The organism is Neobacillus sp. OS1-32 (assembly GCF_030915425.1).
Lineage (GTDB): Bacteria > Bacillota > Bacilli > Bacillales > Cytobacillaceae > Neobacillus > Neobacillus paridis.
This window is the reverse complement of sequence record NZ_CP133263.1, coordinates 3,946,743-3,966,510: the sequence shown is the minus strand read 5'-3', so window position 1 is coordinate 3,966,510 and position 19,768 is coordinate 3,946,743. Positions and strand designations below refer to the sequence as shown.

At 39.2% G+C, this 19,768-nt stretch carries 12 protein-coding genes and 2 pseudogenes; 2 read left to right on the top strand and 12 right to left on the bottom strand.

Annotation, left to right across the window (positions count from 1 at the left end):
* Window positions 1-279: 279 nt before the first annotated feature.
* Entirely contained in the window at window positions 280-963 is a 684-nt protein-coding gene (locus RCG24_RS19390) for a response regulator transcription factor (protein ID WP_308077794.1), read from the bottom strand.
* Window positions 964-1,088: 125 nt separating this feature from the next.
* Window positions 1,089-2,231: a sensor histidine kinase gene (locus RCG24_RS19385; protein ID WP_202656293.1), complete on the bottom strand. Its 1,143-nt coding sequence runs from the start codon at window positions 2,229-2,231 to the stop codon at window positions 1,089-1,091.
* Window positions 2,232-2,484: 253 nt separating this feature from the next.
* Between RCG24_RS19385 and RCG24_RS19380 the strand changes: the two genes are divergently transcribed.
* Both RCG24_RS19380 and RCG24_RS19375 read left to right on the top strand, forming a co-directional pair.
* Complete coding sequence (locus tag RCG24_RS19380; protein WP_308077793.1) at window positions 2,485-3,120, top strand: YigZ family protein; 636 nt, start codon at window positions 2,485-2,487, stop codon at window positions 3,118-3,120.
* Window positions 3,121-3,348: 228 nt separating this feature from the next.
* Window positions 3,349-4,347, top strand: coding sequence for an LCP family protein (locus tag RCG24_RS19375; RefSeq protein WP_202656295.1), 999 nt, complete (start codon window positions 3,349-3,351; stop codon window positions 4,345-4,347).
* A 111-nt stretch (window positions 4,348-4,458) separates the two neighbouring features.
* Here RCG24_RS19375 and RCG24_RS19370 read toward each other — a convergent pair whose 3' ends face one another.
* The 10 genes and pseudogenes from RCG24_RS19370 to RCG24_RS19325 all read right to left on the bottom strand — a co-directional run.
* Window positions 4,459-5,523: a glycosyltransferase family 4 protein gene (locus tag RCG24_RS19370; RefSeq protein WP_202656296.1), complete on the bottom strand. Its 1,065-nt coding sequence runs from the start codon at window positions 5,521-5,523 to the stop codon at window positions 4,459-4,461.
* Between the two features lie 190 nt (window positions 5,524-5,713).
* Window positions 5,714-6,445, bottom strand: a complete 732-nt coding sequence (locus tag RCG24_RS19365; protein ID WP_308077792.1) for a WecB/TagA/CpsF family glycosyltransferase — start codon at window positions 6,443-6,445, stop codon at window positions 5,714-5,716.
* Window positions 6,446-6,555: 110 nt separating this feature from the next.
* Window positions 6,556-7,341: pseudogene (gene tagH, locus RCG24_RS19360) on the bottom strand (teichoic acids export ABC transporter ATP-binding subunit TagH); the annotation flags it as partial.
* Window positions 7,342-7,376: 35 nt separating this feature from the next.
* Window positions 7,377-8,207: an ABC transporter permease gene (locus RCG24_RS19355; RefSeq protein ID WP_308077791.1), complete on the bottom strand. Its 831-nt coding sequence runs from the start codon at window positions 8,205-8,207 to the stop codon at window positions 7,377-7,379.
* 114 nt (window positions 8,208-8,321) lie between these two features.
* A complete protein-coding gene (locus tag RCG24_RS19350; protein WP_308077790.1) occupies window positions 8,322-9,530 on the bottom strand; it encodes a CDP-glycerol glycerophosphotransferase family protein in 1,209 nt (402 codons plus the stop codon).
* Window positions 9,523-9,921: a glycerol-3-phosphate cytidylyltransferase gene (tagD, locus tag RCG24_RS19345; RefSeq protein ID WP_202656301.1), complete on the bottom strand. Its 399-nt coding sequence runs from the start codon at window positions 9,919-9,921 to the stop codon at window positions 9,523-9,525. The genes RCG24_RS19350 and tagD overlap by 8 nt, the downstream gene beginning before the upstream one ends.
* 213 nt (window positions 9,922-10,134) lie before the next feature.
* Entirely contained in the window at window positions 10,135-11,910 is a 1,776-nt protein-coding gene (locus RCG24_RS19340; RefSeq protein ID WP_308077789.1) for an SH3 domain-containing protein, read from the bottom strand.
* A gap of 367 nt (window positions 11,911-12,277) precedes the next feature.
* Window positions 12,278-15,862 (bottom strand): CDP-glycerol glycerophosphotransferase family protein, encoded by a 3,585-nt coding sequence (locus RCG24_RS19335; protein ID WP_308077788.1) that lies wholly within the window; start codon window positions 15,860-15,862, stop codon window positions 12,278-12,280.
* Between the two features lie 147 nt (window positions 15,863-16,009).
* Window positions 16,010-18,259 (bottom strand): bifunctional glycosyltransferase/CDP-glycerol:glycerophosphate glycerophosphotransferase, encoded by a 2,250-nt coding sequence (locus RCG24_RS19330; RefSeq protein ID WP_308077787.1) that lies wholly within the window; start codon window positions 18,257-18,259, stop codon window positions 16,010-16,012.
* 308 nt (window positions 18,260-18,567) lie between these two features.
* A pseudogene (locus RCG24_RS19325) lies at window positions 18,568-19,743 on the bottom strand (CDP-glycerol glycerophosphotransferase family protein); the annotation flags it as partial.
* Window positions 19,744-19,768 lie beyond the last annotated feature (25 nt).

Sequence of the window (19,768 nt, the reverse complement as noted above, 5' to 3'; positions counted from 1 at the left end):
CAATGGTAAATTACTATAATTTTCAGTAAATTCAGATTTAGGTAAAGATAGATTTTATAATGTCAATTTCAATTATGAAATTTGTATTCATTTATGAATCTCATTTTAATTAGTGGAGTGAAATTGAAAATACATATTCTTTATGGAGTAGAAAGATAAGAGGCCCCTGACATATCTATCATTTCGGTGCAAAATAAAGAAAGGCACTAGAGGAGCTCCATGAAAAAACACGCAGCGGCCTGCGTGCTTTTGATAAAGCTATTCATTTTCCGTTCATTCTTACCGGACTTCCACCCAGCCATTTTTGATGGCGGAAACGACGGCTTGCGTGCGGTCATTGACGTTCATTTTTTGCAAAATATTGCTGACGTGGTTTTTGACCGTTTTTTCACTGATATATAAGGCCTCGCCGATGCCACGATTGCTTTTTCCATCGGTCAGCATTTGCAGCACTTCACATTCGCGGCGCGTTAATAAATGCAGCGGACGGCGAATTTCAGTTGCCGGCAGATAAGAACCGCCGCGAGAGACACCGGCCGCAAGCTTGCGATACTCCTTCACCAAATTATGCGTCACCTTTGGATGCAGATATGAGCCGCCGTCAGCAACAACGCGGACCGCTTCAATCAGGGCATCGGCATCCATTTCCTTTAATAGATAGCCCATTGCCCCGGTTTGCAGCGCATGGGCCACATAATTTTCATCATCATGGATCGATAAAATGATGACTTTTGTTTTCGGGTATTTTTCAACCAGTTTGCGAGTTGCTTCGACACCATTCATTTGCGGCATGTTGATATCCATGATCACGACATCCGGGCGGTACTCTTCGACAAGCGTTAATGCTTCAGTCCCATCATCCCCTTCAGCAACCACTTGAAACGATTTTTCAAACTCTAATATTCTTTTAACACCTTCCCTAAACAACTGGTGGTCATCAATAATAATTATTTTTGTAGTCATTTATGTACCCCTCCTGATCCTTTTTACTCTTTTAGAAAATAAAGGTAGTGTGTACGAAGCTCAGCTAAATTTATTTCCACCCTATAACCGAAAGATCGTTCGATAACCCATTTCTTAAAGTAACACTAGTTGATTAATGGAACACGAATGGATACTGTGGTACCTTTACCCATTTTTGAATCAAAGGTGATTTCGCCATTTAGCAGATCGACCCGTTCTTTCATACCGATCATCCCGAAGGACTCCGGCTTTTTCTGATTCATATCGAAGCCAACCCCATTGTCCTTAATCATCACCAACACTGCGGTAGTAGAGAGTTCCAATCTTACTTTAATTTGGCCGGCATTAGCATGTTTCAAGGCATTCTGTACCGATTCCTGAATCAGACGAAAAAGGGCAACCTCATACTTTGGCGGCAGTCTTAGTTCGTGCCCGATCATTTCAAATTCAATACGTGAGTGGTTATGATATTCTTCGATCGTTTGTAAGTATTTTCTGAGGGTAGGGACTAAGCCTAAATCATCAAGGGCCATGGGACGAAGGTCATAGATAATCCGGCGGACTTCGTAAAGCGCCGAGCGAATCATTTTTTTAAAGCTTTGAATCTCAACTAGCGAGGCTTCTGGCCCCTCCTCACGATACACACGTTCAATTAAATCAGAGCGGACAATGACATTGGCAAGCATTTGCGCGGGTCCATCATGGATTTCCCGTGACAGGCGTTTCCGTTCTTCTTCCTGGGCCTCGATAATTTTCAAGCCAAAGTCCTGCTTTGCTTTTGCGTGTTCATAGGCTTCACCAAACTGTTTCAAATCACTTTGCAAATAATTCATCACCACTGAGATTTGCGAAATCAACTGGTCTGCCCGTTCGATCGTCTCAGTCAGGCCAATCAGCCGATACTCCAGGTCATTGCTTTTTTCAAGCAGTTGCTTCTTAAGCTGGTCATTTATTGAGAGATCCATTTGCAACTGATGCGCCTGTTCATACGCTTTACGGATTTCCTGTTCCGTAAAGTTTTTAAAATTTCTGCTGACTTTTGACAGCTTGTTTCGCGCCTTCTGAACCTGTGACCGCAGCTGTTCACCTTCTTCCAGCAGCTTGGCCATGGTCAACTTGATTTCTGCCAATTCATTTGTTAATTTATTGTAATCTTGACGACATTGCTCACTGATTTGAAAAATATCACTCTTACTGCAAGTTACGGTTTCGAGCATTTCTTGACGAATCTCATCAATTGATTTTACCTGTATTTGTTCAAGTTTCATTCTCATTTCCTCCAGGGTTATCATTTCCCTTTAGGTCTTTTATCACGTTTTACCGATAGATGCGGCGAAACCCTATTAAAAACCCCTTCCAATCGCCCTAAAGACCCGCAAATCCCTAAAAAAATAGTATAATAAATGAATAGCAGGCAAATTTCACTTGCCAGCCGTCACCTGTATATTATAACATTCGAACTTTACACCAATATTAAAGGTATATTTCATTAATTTTTTTAAAAAGAAAGGAAAAATTTTGATGCTGTCGCGCTACTTTACCGTGAAAGAATATGGTGAACATGAAATTATCATCCAAAAGTCTCGCTTTATTGCACAAATCAAACGTGCTGAAACGGAAACTGAAGCTCAAGCGTTTATTCAAGAAGTTAAGAAAAAGCATTGGAACGCCACTCATAACTGTTCAGCCTATCTTATCGGAGAACATGATCAAATTCAGAAAGCCAATGACGATGGTGAGCCGGGGGGAACAGCCGGTGTCCCGATGCTCGAAGTGTTGAAGAAAAGAAACCTTAAAGATACCGTCGTCGTTGTGACCCGTTACTTTGGTGGGATTAAATTAGGTGCCGGCGGTTTAATCCGCGCTTACGGCAAAGCAACCTCTGAAGGACTGGATACGATTGGCATTGTCGAGCGAATATTGAAACAAGTAATTCATACGACGATCGACTACACATGGCTTGGGAAAATCGAAAAGGAACTGCGGGTCTCAGAACATAAAATAAAAGAAATTCATTATTTAGACAAGGTTGAAATCGAAACATACGTCGATGAAGGCCTGGTTCCAAGCTTCAGAGAATGGATGATTGAATTAACCAACGGACAATGCACCATCCGCCAGGGAGAAACCGTTTATTTAGAGGAAAACGTTGGATAAAAAAGGTTCATCTTTGATAATGATTATATTGGCACTTGCATAAAATGACAATTGGGAAAAAAATCACGCCATCGCAAAAAGTTTGGTTTTCGTTTAGGGCCCAAACATAGGGGTTGCGGCGTCTGCAAAAAAATATTTTACCAATCTGGTAATCTATTATAAAATAAAGTTTAGTATTCAAGTTTTTTAGCCAGAATTAGACATTTTTCTACGTTGAGGAGGAACGGCATGTCTATTGATAGACAATCTTATAAAAAAAGTCAAAAAAAGAAAAAAAAGTGGAGACGCATTTGGTTCTGGATCTTGACACCAATATTATTATTGCTTGTAGGTGCGGGTGTTTACGCCGGAACATTGTACCATAAGGCGGAATCGGTCATGAATAAGTCGTATAAGCCGATTGACCGCGACAGTGCCCGGGCAAAGCCGCTGACGATTGACAAAACCTCGATTTTATTTATTGGTGTCGATGACAGCGAAAAACGGAAAAAGAATGGTCCAGGCCGTTCTGATGCCCTAATGCTTGCCACTTTTAATAAAACTGAAAAATCTGTTAAGCTGCTGAGCATTCCGCGTGATTCCTATGTTCACATTCCGGAAAAAAATATTTATACAAAAATCAACCATGCCCATGCTTATGGCGGTGTCAAGCTGACACTGGAAACAGTCGAGGAACTGCTCGATATCCCAGTTGATTACTATGTAAAAATGAATTTCAATGCCTTTATCGATGTCGTCGATGCACTTGATGGAATTACCGTCGATGTTCCCTATACTTTCTCAGAACAAGACTCAAAAGACCATCCTAAAGCGATTACGCTGGAAAAAGGTGTCCAAACATTAAATGGTGAACAAGCCCTGGCCCTGGCCCGCACAAGGAAAAAAGACAGTGATATCCAACGGGGCCAGAGACAGCAACAAATTCTCAAGGCCATCATGACGAAGGCAGCTTCCGTGAAGTCGCTGGCTAATTACGCAGACGTTATGAATGCAGTCGGAAAAAATATGGAAACGGATTTAACTTTTGATCAAATGAAATCCTTCCTCGGTTACCTCCAAGCTGGAAACAGCCTGAATATTGAAACGCTCAGTCTAGCCGGTTCCGACTCTTATATCGATGGAATTTACTATTATCAATTAGATCAAGCCAAATTGGCAGAAACTAAACAAATTTTACAGAATCAATTACAGCTCACCAACAACAATACAACTTCTACTACCAATTAACCCGGAACACACTTCCGGGTTTTTTGTTTGCGGTAAACAGCATAACATATTGCTGCATCCGAACACTCTAGCAAAACAAAAACCGACAGCCAGCATGCGAATTCATGCTCACTATCGGTTTCGTTCTGTTTTTATCATTCCCATGATCCGAAGCAATGGACGATAATTTTTATTGATTAAACCAATGTTCTCGACAAATATTTCAATCGCTAAAAGAAGGATCGTAATAAAAATAATCGAGCCCCAAACAGTGGTCATTGTAAAAATAACAGCTGCCAGTCCAAACATTGCACTCATCGCGTAGATCAATAATACCGTTTCCCGATGGCTGTAACCCAGCTTCAAAATGCAATGATGGAGATGTGATTTATCCGGAGCCGACAATGGATTTTTATTATATAGCCGGCGAATAATCGCAAACAATGTATCTGAAATGGGAACACCCAAAATAAGGATCGGCACGACAAACGAAATGACCGCAATATTTTTAAATCCAAGGAGGGCCAAAACGGAAATCATATAGCCTAAAAACAGCGCACCAGAATCTCCCATGAAAATCTTGGCCGGATAGAAATTATATTTTAAAAACCCAACGGTACTGGCAATGAGAACGATGCCCATGGCAACCACATAGGCATTTCCCATCACAACCGCCATACCTGTTATCGTAATTAAAGCGATGGATGATACACCAGCTGCCAATCCGTCCAAACCGTCAATTAAATTGATCGCATTGGTGACACCGACAATCCAAAGCACCGTAATGGGAATGGTAAAGATACCGAAATCAATGCGCCCGTTAAATGGCAGATTAATGAACTCTACATCCACTCCACCCCAAAAGACAACCACAAGCGCGGCAACAATTTGTAATAAAAACTTTACCCTGGCAGAAAGATCAAAAATATCATCCAAAATCCCTGTCACCAAGATAATGAAGCCGCCAGCCACAATCGCTGGATGAGCTGCATCATAAGGACTTTCCGGCTGCAAGATCAATATTCCTAACAGAAAGCTGATAAAAATAGCCAACCCGCCTAACCGGGGCATAACTTTATGATGTACCTTGCGTTGATTTGGTTGGTCGGTAGCTCCAATTTTAAAAGCAAGTTTTTTTACGAAAGGAGTAATAAGAATGGAGCATAAAAAACATAATATAAAGGTCAGGTACAGCATGTAGATCCTCCTTACGGATATGGTGCCCCTCTAGGGTCACTTCGAAACAGGCACATATTTCTACATATAACGTTCATATTATAGCACACATTTTTCATTTTGGGATAAAACATAGCCATTATCGTTTTATTTCAGTAATATATTTTTGAGACCCATAAGGATAGACGGATTTAATCTGCTAAAGTTTCACTTATTTCGACAATTTTATTTTAATCATTTTTCCTAAAAATTTCGGCAGCGCCAGCATTCTTTTCCATCTTGTCGGCTGCATCAGCAACCGATAAAACCATTCCAAATTTAATCTCCGCCAAAATAACGGTGCCCGCTTTACTTCCCCCGCCAACACATCAATACTGCCACCAACCCCAATAAACAGTCCTTTTGAAAACTGCGGTAAATTTTCAAAAATCCATTTTTCCTGTTTCGGAAAACCCAAGGCAACGAACACAATATTCGGGTTCGCAGCCTTTATTTCCTCTGTAACAGTAGGATCCTGCCAATCAAAGAAGCCATGATGGCTTCCAGCAATCTGCAGCTGCGGATAGTTGCTGCGAATATTCTCGACCGCCTTTTGATTGGTCTCCGGCTTGCCGCCAAGAAGATAAATCCGCCACTTCCGCTTATTGCCAAGCTCCAGCAGGCGCACCGTTAAGTCAAATCCGGCCACACGTTCTTGAATCGGGTTATTTAGGATCTTGGAGGCGATCACAATACCGATACCATCTGGAACTACCAGGTCGGCAGCTTGAACAATCGACTTATACTCAGGATGCCCGTCAGCGTACATGACAATTTCCGGATTAGCGGTGACGATAAATGCTTTCTGTTGGCTTTTAATATACTCCTCAAGCTGAGCCACGACGTCATCAAACGATTTATTGACAAAGTGAATTCCTAATATCGGGACTATATTTGTTTCCATTACGAAAAAACCTCTTTATCTGAATTTCATTGTCCAAAAAGAAAACCTAAACAGCACGGCCATTTAGGTTATGATATTATCTGGGTCAATAAGCGTTAAATGGTGGCCAGCCCTCTTTGTTTTTGCATCACTTTTTCGCGGAATTTCTTTTGCTCATCTTTCGACATCGATTTATATTTCTTTAGGAACTTCTCGTATTGCGGAATCACCTCTGGAACAGGACCATATTGTTTAATTTCGCCGTATTCCAGCCAAATAGCCGTTTCACAAAATTCTTTAATTTGCGTCATGGAATGGCTAACAAAGAAAATCGTTTTTCCTTTTTCTTTAAACTCGAACATTTTATTTTGGGACTTCTGAGCAAAAACCTGATCCCCTACGGACAAGGCCTCGTCAATAATCAGAATATCTGGATTAACGGTAACAGAAATGGCAAAACCGAGTCGTGACTTCATCCCGCTGGAATATTTTTTTACCGGTTGATCAATAAATTTGCCAATATCGGCAAATTCAATAATTTCCGGCTCCATCGCCTGAATTTCCTTCTTTTTAAAGCCGAGCATTAAGCATTTTAATTCAATGTTTTCCCGCCCTGTTAATTGGTTATTCAGCCCCGATGAAATTGCAATAATCGATGTTTGTCCAACGGTTTCGACTGTCCCTGTGGTAGGGGGGATGACACCGGCAATGATATTCGATAAAGTGGACTTTCCTGAACCATTCACCCCAACTAAACCAACGACGTCACCTTGTTTGGCGGTAAAAGAAATATTCTGCAGAGCATAGAAATCTTCTCCATAACCGCCCGGCAAGATTAAATCGAGCAATTTCTCCGTTGGCTTTGTATGCATCTTATATTTTTTATAGACATTCTTGACAATTACGGATTCAGTCATTAAGAATCACCTCAATTTTAAGCACAAGCAAGCTTCTACAAATAATCGACAAACCGATTTCTAAATTTCAAATGCAGCACCGAGCCAATGATGAAAAAGACAAGTGTAATTCCCCAGAAATATAAGGTCATGGAAGGGTATTTCCAAATATACCAGGATGTCCCCAATAATGACGCCCGATACCCCTCAACAATATAATATAGCGGATTTAATTTTAATAAAAAAGTCAAATCGACATGATGAAATTCCAATTTGTCCGTATGCCATAGCAGCGGTGTAAAATAAAGCAGCATTTTTGTAATCGATTGAATAATTTGCTGTACATCTCTAATAATAGTTGCCAGCGTTGACGTAATAAGTGCAAGCGCCAACAGGAAAATGAGCGTTGCCAGCATAAAATAAGGCAGTTGAATAAAATAGGCCGATATTTTAAACTGGGTAAATTGTAAAATAATCGTGACCAAAGCAACGAGCATTAAATGCGAATAAAACCCAGCCATAATGACATAGGAAGGAATGGCACTCATCGGGAAACTCATTTTGGCAATTAACTGCAGTCTTGAATAAATTGATCTGGAAGTGCTGGTGATCATCGGATTCACAAAAAACCACACGACCATCCCTGTCGCCATCCAAATAAAAAACGGCGCTTGAACCCCATTTTCCAAGGGGATTTTTTGCCCGCCACGAATTCCGATTCCAAAGACAAACCAATAAATGGCCAACTGGATCGCAGGGTTTAATATTTCCCAGAACCTTCCTAAATAATTGTTGACATTGGCACTTTTCATTTCAAAAGCAGACAATCTTAAGATCAGATAAAAGGAACTAATTTGCTCCTTTATGATAGTGATCATTGACTTCATGAAAAATTAGTCCTTCCTTTAACAAGTATAACCTTGTTCATTATACATTAATTTCTCCAAATGAGCATTATAAATAACAAAGCTTCGAGCAATGAACAATCTCGAAGCTTCTGTTCAACTGTAATCGTGCAATTTTTCATATGCTTGAGGGCTGCTTTTTTCTTGAAATAAGTAGCGAACCAAGTTGGCGCTTGAATGGCCATTGGAGTATTTATTCCATTGCTTGGCATATTGGTCGATTTTATTAAAGTTAAAGTTATTTTCCTTAATTAGGTTAATAATGGAATCAGTATCTTTCACGATCGGACCTGGCAAGTTTGCTGGAAATTCGTCTAGGAGCCCGCGTTTCGCTTTATACTCCTCCAAATCATACGTAAAAAAGATCATCGGACGATGCAACAAAGAAAACTCAAACGGGATCGACGAATAGTCGGTAATTAATATATCAGCAACCAACAGCAGCTCATTGATTTCATATTCATCAGATGAAAAATCATATATAAAATCTGGCATAAAATCATCCGAATGTAACGAAGTTCTCACAGCCGGATGCAGCCTTAACATTAAAATAAAATCATTACCCAGCTTCTGACGCATTTTTTTTATATCCAAATGCAGTGAGAATTCATTCAACTCCGTATCACGATAGGTCGGAGCATAAAGAATTAGTTTTTTTCCGGCCCATTCAGGAAATTTACTCAATAGAGTTTCCATGACCCGTTGTTTTGCCGCTTCGTTGAAAAAGAAATCGGTTCTTGGAACGCCGGTTCTCAAAATATGGTTTTCATTCAGCCCAAAAGCTCTGATAAAGGTCTCAGCCATTACATCCGAACCAACCACCACCTTATCAAACCGGTTGTACACTTGCCGAAAGCGTCGATTGGCCCGCTTGCTGCGATATTTTACCGATTCATCTTCAAGTCCGAATTTTTTTAACGCGCCTGAAGCATGCCATAACTGAATACACTCCACTTCCGGTTTAAAGCGGACAGAAGCTAAAAAGCCAAAATAATTATCGATTAAAATATATCGTGAAGTCGCCAAATGATAAATGGACCTGCACCAGTCCAATACATTCGCTGTTTCCAACGGAATCGTTGTTACACCCTGGTATTCCCTAAATTTTTCAATCGCTTTTCCTTTGCACAGAAATACTACTTCTGTGTGGATGTTTTGCCGTTGCATTTCCTTAAAGACATAATAACTGTTATCGCCGAAGCTGATAACAAAAGTTGTTTTATCTTTAAGCGGCAGGTGATGAAAGAGTGAAAATACGCACTTAAAGACAAACAAATACAAAGAAATGGCTAGTTCTCTAGCCATTCTTTACCATGTTCAAATCTGTTTTAATTTTGGTGGTGGAAATGCCGACTGTTCTTGGTAAGTAAATCACTTCACAATAATCTTTGAGGAAATCAAATTTTCCTTCCCAATCATCGCCCATGACGAAGATATCAACATTGTGTTTAATGACATCTTGAATCTTTTGGTCCCAGGTTTGTTCTGGAATCACTTCATCCACATAGCGGATCGATTCAAGGATCAACTTTCGATTTTCATAACTGTGATAGGCTTCTTTATGCTTCCCTTTATTAAATTCATCAGTCGACAGACCGACAATCAAATAGTCGCCTAACTCTCTAGCACGTCTCAATAAGTTAACATGACCAAAATGAAGCAAATCGTATGTTCCGTACGTTATTACTTTTTTCATTAGAGATTTCCTCCTAATATTATTGTTGGAAATAATCCGTTATTTATTCAATAAAAGTCGAATTTTGTTCTGTCAATTGTCACCACACTATTATAAAACTACCACTCTTAAATTTCAATCCTTTCTTTCCCAATAAATACCCAATTATAATCAGGAAGCTCCTCCAGAAAAAGAATCAGGCACCATGTGAAACACGGTGCCTGAATTCCCCGATTAAGGAAGTTCTCTCTTAATGTACGATTTACTTACCCAGCCTGTTTTACCATTAGACATATTCACCTTGTACCATTTTTTCGTTGCATCCTCAATCAGCTTATGTTCTTTGTCTAATGCTAACGAAACATATTGATTTAATTTAAAGTCACCAATATCTTCGCCAGTTGTTGAAGGGGTGGAACGAATATTTAAGGATGATGCATTGACAACTCTTCCTAAGTTATAGACGGAAATATAATTTTTGTATGATGAAAAACTAATATTCGAAAGTGTGTACGTTTTTTGGTTGTAATCCACTTTCACCTGAAAATTATTTGTCTTTTCAAGCAATGTAAAAATTTTTCCCTTTTTAATGGTGCTGGATAAATCTTTTTTGGCAATCGCTTGAATTCCTGCAGGGAATTTATCACTGCCAGACGGAATTGCCGGTATGGCAGGATAATTTGTATTGATTTTCGGATTTTCATACGTTTTTTTATTAAATGCCATGATTTTTTGCATATGGGCAGCAATCTTATTTCCCCAATTTTCGTCACTGGCATACCAATAGTTCATCCCGATGCTCTTGCTGGCAATCGTCTTTCCCTTAGAATCCTTCGTCTTATAGCCAAGCATCGCCCCTTCAAAATGGGTCCCGTTTGGATTTAAATAATCAGCTTTCATTTTTTGGGCAACATAATTTATGCATTGTTCCACGGAGGAAAACCGATAAGCACCGACAAATGGCGTGGCATCATAGGCCCCATAGCCAAACAGATTATTTTTTCCAATTGAGATGTTAGATGTACCGAATGCACTTTCATGGATGGCATGAGCCGCTAAATACAGAGCGTTGACACCATAGGTATTTCCGGCATTGATAAATGCCTGCCCTTTATTAAGCAGGACGCTTTTAGACCCATAACGTTTATAATTCGCCGCAATGTAGGCATTGATCTGCTGCGCTGTTACCGTTGATTTCGTCCTCAAATCAATAAAACGATAGTCAGTTAAGTCATATTGCTTTAAATACTGATAATAAACATAACCGGTTTTTCCGCGATACGTTACCTTATACCAGTCTCCATTTAATATCTCGGAAGACTTTACAGTGGTTCCTTTAGGAATTGTAATCAACACGCTGGTTCCTTCTGGAGATTCACGCAAATTTAAATTGGCCGTCACCAAATGCGTTTTTTCTTCCTTTGGCGTTTCAGCAGGTGTGTCATTAGGTTTCGTGGTCTTACTGACATCACTGCCATAGACATAGTAGTATTTATTTTTATAAGAAACGCGATACCAAGTCTGGCTGTTGCTGTTCAAAACTCGCTGTGTCGAGTATAAAACAGTTTTACTTGGAACCGTTACCATTGCCTTTTTTGTATTTGGCGCTGCATAAAGTTTGGCTGTCTTTTTCGTAGAATAATAAGTACCTAGAGTTTTTGTATAAACATTATATTCTTTGATATAGTCCCCGCTGACCCAGCCGGATTTCGTGATATTTTTCCCTTTTGATTTATATGTATAAGATACTTTATACCAGCTACCCTGTTTTTGCGATGAAGTAACTGTTTTTCCTTTTGGAATCGTAAGAACCGTTTTGCTCTTCGTACTTGGACTTGTTCGCAAGCGTAAGTTAGCAGTTGTTTGATAAGAAGTTTTACTAAACTTAACCAGGCTTGCAGCTTCGGCATGGTCGATACTTTTGAATAGATGCGGTATTGTCGTACAAGTGCTGTAACTGCCAATTAAAAGACTTGTTGACAAAACCGCCACTTTGCCAATGTTTTTCAATGAAATCACTTCCTTTTCTCTCTATTTCTCTACCTTTCTACAGGAATCTACAATTCTAGTAAATGAACAATGGAAAAATACCGCGAATTAACTCTTATTATCTCGTATTACGTAAAAAAATTAAATAGATCGCTTGGAATTAGTGCCATCAAGTCGGGAAAATAGGTGCTTTTTCCTATATATAAATGTAGACTCGCCGATTGGCAAGTCCGTAAGAACAGCTCATAAGGGTTTACCTGTCTGTTTTGCGGATTTACCCGTCTAACCATTCGAACTGGTAAAATAACTCAAAAAAATACCACAGTATCAATGAACTGTGGTGTGATAAAGTTTTATACCTTCTTATCTGAAAGCGGAATCCGTCTTGTTATTCGAAAATCTTATAAAACGTCCCCATTGCTCGATGATTGTATTCACTTGGGACAAATACATCCATGTTATAATGAGATTCTTTATCAGCCATCTGCCGTAAGCCGGTTTCAAGACCATCTATGCTATTTTCAACTAAAAGACCATAACGCCCATCTTCAAGAACGGTTCGGTTGGCAACAATGTCCGTTGCGATGATTTTCATTCCATGGGTCATTGCCTCAAGCAAAACCATTGGCTGTCCTTCATAATGTGAGGACAAAACAAAGCAATCACATTGTTTCATCAGATGGAACGGATTTTCAACCTGTCCGGTCAAATACACATCATTCTCAAGCCCCAGTTCTAATATTAAAGCTTCCAAATCATTCCTAAGCGGGCCTTCACCTAAAATATAAAGCTTTGCATTCCTTACGTCTTGACGAAAACGGGCAAAAGCTCTAATCAAATTATCTTGGCCTTTTTCCGGTGAAAGCCTCCCCATATTCATAAAGTTATAATTATCGCTTGTCGGGGCAGGAATAAACCGGTTTCCTTGGTGTATTCCCAAGGTCATGATATGTTCGAATGATCGTTTCTTCAACCAGCCAACAGGTTTATTTTCATAACTGAAATGGAAATACACATCATCGATATTTCTTGCCTCCCGATCAACGGTTACGCTTTTTCCATTATAGGCTCCGAATTCAGGCAATACTTTTGCAGAGGCGGAATCAGGAAGAGTGTCCCAGATGACATCATCATCCACTAATCGAATCACGGCTGTTTTTTTCACTTCCTTTGTGGTAAAGAAAATCGGCTCAGTAATGATCGTAAAGGCTCTTTGATCAAGCCAGCCAATTTTTTTTCCGTTATTGTAGAAAAAGTAATAGGTTCCTTTCGCCGTCCTGGCACTATTTGTGACAATCACTTTTGCATCCAGAAGTTCAATGGCCTCCATCACCTTTTTACAGCCGGGATTGGGATAAGGTTTTGACCAAATGGTGAATTTCCCCGGATCTGTTATCGCCGCAAGCTCATATAAATTTCTTTCTTCCAATATCCGATTGGAGACAAGGGTTTGATGTTTCTTATAAGTAAGCAGTTGATAGACCGTCGTTTTCAAGCTGGCTAAAGCTGTTTCTTGCAAGTTAGATAATGCGGAAGATTCAATCCAGCCAATGACCGTACCATTGAGAGAAAACCTGCTATAAACACCGTGAAAGGTTCGTGCCTCCCTATCAACCTTAACCAGTTTTCCTTGATATTCTTTAGCGGCAGATATTTTTTTGATTCCATCCGTTTTGTACGGCTGATTCCAAATGTCCTGACCTAGTACATAACTGATGATCGCTAATTTATTCACTTTCATTTCAGAGAGGATTCGGTCAGGTAAAAGCTCGAAACATTCTTGATCCAGCCAGCCAACAATTCGGTCTCCAATCGAAAATTTATAATAAATTTTTTCCCCGGCATGAGCTTTCCGTGTAATCGTTGCCTCTTTTTGCAAAAAATCGTTAGCTGAGGCGATCTTCTTGGCACCGCTAATTCCAGGAGGGCGATTCCAGACAAAATGGTCTTTCCCCATCCTAATCATGGCCGGAGACTTGAAAACCACTTGACTAATGGTCGAAGCGGATGGAGCAGTTCCTTGTTCTTCCGGCTGAACGGACGGATTGTCATCCGCTAAACGTAAGATTTTTTCATAATTGATGGAATTCATGACATAATCAAATTTTTCTTCATCCGCGTATTGGCCTAAGTTTTGTTTATTGACCTCCATTGTTCCCGGAGAAACACTGACCAGTTTATCAAACCGATGATAAACAGAAAACAGCCCTCTCAAATTAATCCGATGCGGTTTGCGACCATTAATCGTCCGCTCGCTGTCAGCCAATAGATTATTATGCATATAACAGATTTTTTTCTTGGCATCAGCGGCAAGGATGTATTTTGCCCAATATAAGCTATAGCCGCTGAAATCGATCACATAATCAAATTGCGCACGCCCAAAAAGACGTTGGAAATCCCGTTTATAGGCCTTCTCCGGATAAAGCCTTTTGGTAAAACGAGTATGGGCTCCACGGTTATGAATCCATTTATCGCGGTATACCTCCGCAAAGCTATAGGCCGGCTGCCCTGTGCGAAACAAAAAGCGGGCGTTTTTATTGACCTTAGCGATATTATTTAATACTTCTTTTGAATTCGCTGGCTGCATAAATATACTGACATCAAACTGCTGAAAATCGATATTATCCATCAAATTGATAAATGAAGTAGTGATCCCATTGTTTCGCATTCCACCGGGATAGATAAGAACTTTTTTCTTTTCCTCTGCCAACGGTTTAATGACATTCAATACGGTCTCTGCTTGCTTAAATATATAGTTAACAATTCGTTCGGTTACATTTCCATCATCATGTTTGGTAAATCTCTTTTTGGCCTGTTGATAAACTTCTTGGTACTCATCCTTTATTTGGTCGATCTCCCGAATAGCCGTTGCCACTTCTTGAATGGTAAACAAGGTTGGACCCGGTAATTCATCATCGCGTAAATAGCGGCCTCTTTCTTCGTTATAATCATCATAGTCCCAAACATAAAAAAGAATCGGTTTATTGGTTACCAAAAAATCAAAAAAGATGCTGGAATAATCGGTGATTAATACATCTGCCATACTTAATAGTTCGTTTGTGTCAATATAATCGGGGATGAGAATATCCTTAATTTCGGGATAATTTTTGGCTGTATCATATAAAAAAGGATGCACCTTGATGAGTAAATTATAGCTATCTCCTACCATGTTCTGCAGATAGGCGATATCGGCGATAATTTGGAGCATATCATTTTTAGCTTTTGCGATATTGCTCCCCTTCCACGTCGGAGCGTACAAAATCGTCTGTTTGTTCACGTCAATGGCTAACCCTAATTGTGATAAATAGCCTTTCACTTTCTCGGGATTGCTTTGATACGTAAGGTCAATCCTTGGATACCCTTCTTGAAGGATTTCACCATGATAGATTCCCTTCAACTTATAACTTTCAAGAAACATCCTTGTCGTATGTTCATTTGGGCTTAACAAATAATCGGCACTTAGAAAATTACGAACGACATTCTGTGACAGCGATGGATTTCCGGGAATATCAAAGCCCATTTTTTTTAGTGGTGTCCCATGCCAAGTGTTAATATAAATTTGCTCGTCTTTTGGGGTGAAATACGACGGAAAGGTCGAATTGTTGATAAGATACTGAGAAGTCGTCAGTCTTTTAACATATTCCTTGGAATGACGCCGGACGAATAATACATTTTTCCTCTGCTTATATTGCCTTATGACGTGTTCTAAACCATTTAGGCTGGACACCGACCAAATATGCTGGTAATCCTTGAATTCAGGATGATGCAATAAATATTGAAAAATCGCATATGGACTATCAGAAATACTCTTTCCATCTCTGCTTTCATAAAATATCGTGTGATCACACACCTTACATTTTTCAAAGTATCGTATGTATTGATAATTTCGGCGCTGGCTTTCCTTTCTCAGATACTGATATAACGGGTCAACAACAAACTTAACCCGCCTCTTTAACACCTTTTTGTTAATCAAAACTCTACAGCTCCCTTATACCTGTTTAATTGTGTCTGGTCTACACCATACATTTCTTCCCACAAATCAGTCAGGTATACATGAGGGCCATTTAAAAAGGTACATGGTAGACCTAGTTCCCGGATCTTCCATGTACCACTTTAACAATTATTCATTTTTTAAAATGACTTCCTTAACCACTCTTTCCGAAGCATGTCCGTCTTCTAAGGAACAGAAGCGCTGGTAAAATTCATTCAATTTTTCATTTGGAATATTCCCTTGCGACAAGAACTTGACCGCTTCGATTACTTCTTCAGTCGTCTTCACTATCGAACCCGGGGCTTTTTCTTCAAAATCCAAGTAAAATCCTCTGATATCTCCCTTGTATTCATCGATGTCATAGGTAAAGAAAATCATCGGCCGCTTTAAATTGGCATAATCAAAAAACACGGAAGAATAGTCAGTAATCAATAAATCACTAATAATATATAAATCTTGAATATCCTCATGGTTCGAAAAATCATAAGCAAAGCCTTCATATGGTCCAAGTTCAAAGTTTTCGGCAACCAAATAATGCATCCGAAGAATAATAATGTATTCCGATCCTAATTCCTGCTGAAGTTTTGTTAAATCCAGCTGCAAATCCATTTTATATTTCCCTACTTGATGAAATTGATTATCTCTCCAAGTAGGTGCATAAAGTATCACTTTTTTATTCAACGGAAGCCGATGCTTTTTCTTAAACGTCATGGCCCTTTCTGCCAGGTCCGGACGATAAAAGACATCATTTCTTGGGTATCCAGATTCGACAATCGTTTTATCAAATTGAAAGGCCCGTCTAAAAATTTCCGTTGAGTATTGATTAGGCGAAACGAGGTAATCCCAGTTTCTTGATTCCTTATAAAAGTTTTTCTTATATTTATCAGTTGTCGTTCCCGGCATTAGCACTTCTTTTTGATCTTGCGCAAGTCTTTTCAGCGGTGTCCCATGCCACGTTTGTAAATAAATGGTGTTCTCCGGCTTTGGAAGCCAAAGAGGCATGCGGCTATTCGTCACCCAAAACCTTGCTCTTGCCATTAAAAATAGCCATTTAAGCGAAAACCGTTTAACAAGAGGGACACCCTTGTCAGGAAAGGCACTGCGAAAGCGTGGATCGATACTCCAATACATCTTATAATCAGGATAATTTTCCTTCAAATATTGATAAATTGCCCGTGGATTGTCACTATACTGCTTCCCAAGAAAACTCTCAAACATAATCAGCTTTGGATCCGTCTGCCTTTTCGACACAAATTGAAACGTTTTTTTATAAACATACCTTTTTAGCGTTGCTGGTCTTTTAATCGCATTTCTCATTTCCCTTGCAGCAATATGAAATTGCATCGTTTTCCTGAACTTATTTCTATCTTTCTGTTTTAGATACCCAAATTCAATCCGAATATGACGTGGCTGTGAGGCCAGAAGCTGCCAGTTAAAGCAATCGAGCGCTCCGGCTATAAGTTGGAAGAACTTGTCAAAATTATGGGGCTCACGAAAAATAAAGATGGCGGATCTACGGTAAAAGCCTAATAATAATTTATCAAGATAGTTTTTTGCTTGTTCGTTTTCCCGATACTGCTTATTCAGATCCAGGTACAGTTGAATAAAGTCAATAGTCCTTTCCTCAATTGGCCTTTGAATAAGTGCTGGTTTCATAATGGGAGCAATGCCAATGCGCTTATAATAGGTTCTTACTTTAATCTGCGGCAGCGCGTCAATGGCTGAAAAGATCTGCACTAATCCAGAGATATCTGTATATCCCCTCGTACCCTCATAAAATCTAATCTGGTTTTCTTCAATAAATTCCCGTTTCATTAATAGATTAAGAATACTTCGCTCTCTCGAAGAAAACGTCTGCTTATATTTAATCTTTACATCTTCAGATTCTGGCATGGTTCCAAGTGCAAACTCATCATCTGAAATCGTTTCGTCATCGTTGTCGGCCTCAGCATCATCGGTATCAGCAGATTTGGCTGACGGCAGTGGAACGTAATCCGATGATCTTACTAATCGTTTTTTTCGGCCTGAAATAACCGGAAATTCTTGAATATGATGAACGAGAACTTCGATCGCATCATGGGTTAGAGCATCATCACTGTCAAGGAAGTAAACATACTCTCCTGTGGCAAGCTCCAAGCCTTTGTTTCGTGAAAAGGCCACTCCCCTATTTTTCTCATTTTTTACATAAATAATCCGATCATCCGTTAATAAGGACTCAAGATACGCTGTATGTTCTGCATACGATCCATCATTTATAATGATAATTTCTAAGTTTGGATAACTTTGTTGAAAAATAGAATCCAAACACTCTTTGATAAATTCATTAGAATTATAATAAGGAATGATAATGGATACCTTTCCTGTATGTAAATCAATCATTTGACTTGTTTCACACTCCCCAAAATTACTGGGACTCTATTGGAGTTATGATCTCAGTAAAAACACATTATACAGTACTATACACTGTTTCTATTTTTTTATCAATCTGAATTTATAGCAAAATGGGATAATTTACCAAATATAAAAATATTAAAACCTCTTCTAAAATACTATATTGATATATCTTTAATGGTTCGTTCAAAATCAAAAATCACCACCAAGCAGACGGTGATGATTTTAAATTTTTTTAAATGAAAACTCACCGATTGACAAGTCCTCAGAGACGGTTCATGAGGCGTAGTTGAATCTTATAGCTTCCTGTTAGCTAAAATAACCTCTTTTACAACCCTGCTGGCTGCATGACCATCCTCAAGGTAACAAAACTGTTGATAAAATTCATTCAATTTCCTGGTGAATTGATTTGGTTCCGATAATTTTTTTATCGCCTCAATGACTTCATCCGTCGTTTTCACAATCGGTCCCGGGGCATTTTTTTCAAAATCAAAATAAAAGCCCCGTATATCTTCTTTATATTCATCAATATCGTAGGCAAAGAAAATCATTGGCCGCTTTAAATTGGCGTAGTCAAAAAATACAGAGGAATAGTCCGTAATGAGCACATCACTGATAAGATACAGTTCCTGAATGTCTTCGTGTCTCGAAAAATTATAGGCAAAACCTTTATAACTGTCCAGGTTAAAATTCTCTGCCACTAAATAGTGCATGCGGAGAATGATGATGTATTCATCCCCCAATTCTTTTTTCAGTTTACCTAGATCCAAATGTAAATCCAGCTTGTATTTCCCTATTTGATAGTACTGGTTGTCCCGCCAAGTCGGGGCATAGAGAATAACCTTTTTATCCATCGGCAATTGATGGGTTTCCTTGAATTTCCTGGCGATTTCGATCCGCTCTGGTTTATAAAAAATATCATTCCTTGGATACCCAGATTCAATTACTTCTTTTTCAAATTTAAATGCCCGTTTAAAAATCTCGGTTGAATAACGGTTCGGGGAAATTAAGTAATCCCAATTTCTTGATTCTTGATAAAAATGCTCTTTATAGGCTTCTGTTGTTGTTCCCGGCATTAATACTTCTTTCATATCAAAAACCAATCTTTTCAATGGGGTTCCATGCCAAGTTTGCAAGTAAATCGTGTGTTTTGGCTTTGGTATCCACAATGGCATCCGGCTATTGGTCACCCAAAATCTTGCCCTAGCCATCAAAAACAGCCACTTAACAGAGAAACGTTTGACATAAGGAACTCCATTCTCAAGAAATCCTTTTTCAAATCGGGGATCCGCACTCCATACCATTTCATATTCATGATGATGTTTTTTTAAGTACTCATAAATGGCTCTTGGATTATCGCTATATTGCTTGCCAAGAAAGCTTTCAAATATGATTAAGTTTTTTTTCGCAGGCAGCAAGGAAACAACTTGAAATAAAAACTTATAAACGAACTTGACCACCGGCGATTTTTTTATGGCTGACAACAAAAGAACCGCT

Coding starts and splice junctions, on each gene's coding strand:
- RCG24_RS19390 (WP_308077794.1), bottom strand. CDS start 963: ATGACTACAAAAATAATTATTATTGATGACCACCAGTTGTTTAGGGAA.
- RCG24_RS19370 (WP_202656296.1), bottom strand. CDS start 5,523: ATGCTGTACCTGACCTTTATATTATGTTTTTTATGCTCCATTCTTATT.
- RCG24_RS19380 (WP_308077793.1), top strand. CDS start 2,485: ATGCTGTCGCGCTACTTTACCGTGAAAGAATATGGTGAACATGAAATT.
- RCG24_RS19385 (WP_202656293.1), bottom strand. CDS start 2,231: ATGAAACTTGAACAAATACAGGTAAAATCAATTGATGAGATTCGTCAA.
- RCG24_RS19330 (WP_308077787.1), bottom strand. CDS start 18,259: ATGATTGATTTACATACAGGAAAGGTATCCATTATCATTCCTTATTAT.
- RCG24_RS19375 (WP_202656295.1), top strand. CDS start 3,349: ATGTCTATTGATAGACAATCTTATAAAAAAAGTCAAAAAAAGAAAAAA.
- RCG24_RS19365 (WP_308077792.1), bottom strand. CDS start 6,445: ATGGAAACAAATATAGTCCCGATATTAGGAATTCACTTTGTCAATAAA.
- tagD (WP_202656301.1), bottom strand. CDS start 9,921: ATGAAAAAAGTAATAACGTACGGAACATACGATTTGCTTCATTTTGGT.
- RCG24_RS19350 (WP_308077790.1), bottom strand. CDS start 9,530: ATGGCTAGAGAACTAGCCATTTCTTTGTATTTGTTTGTCTTTAAGTGC.
- RCG24_RS19355 (WP_308077791.1), bottom strand. CDS start 8,207: ATGAAGTCAATGATCACTATCATAAAGGAGCAAATTAGTTCCTTTTAT.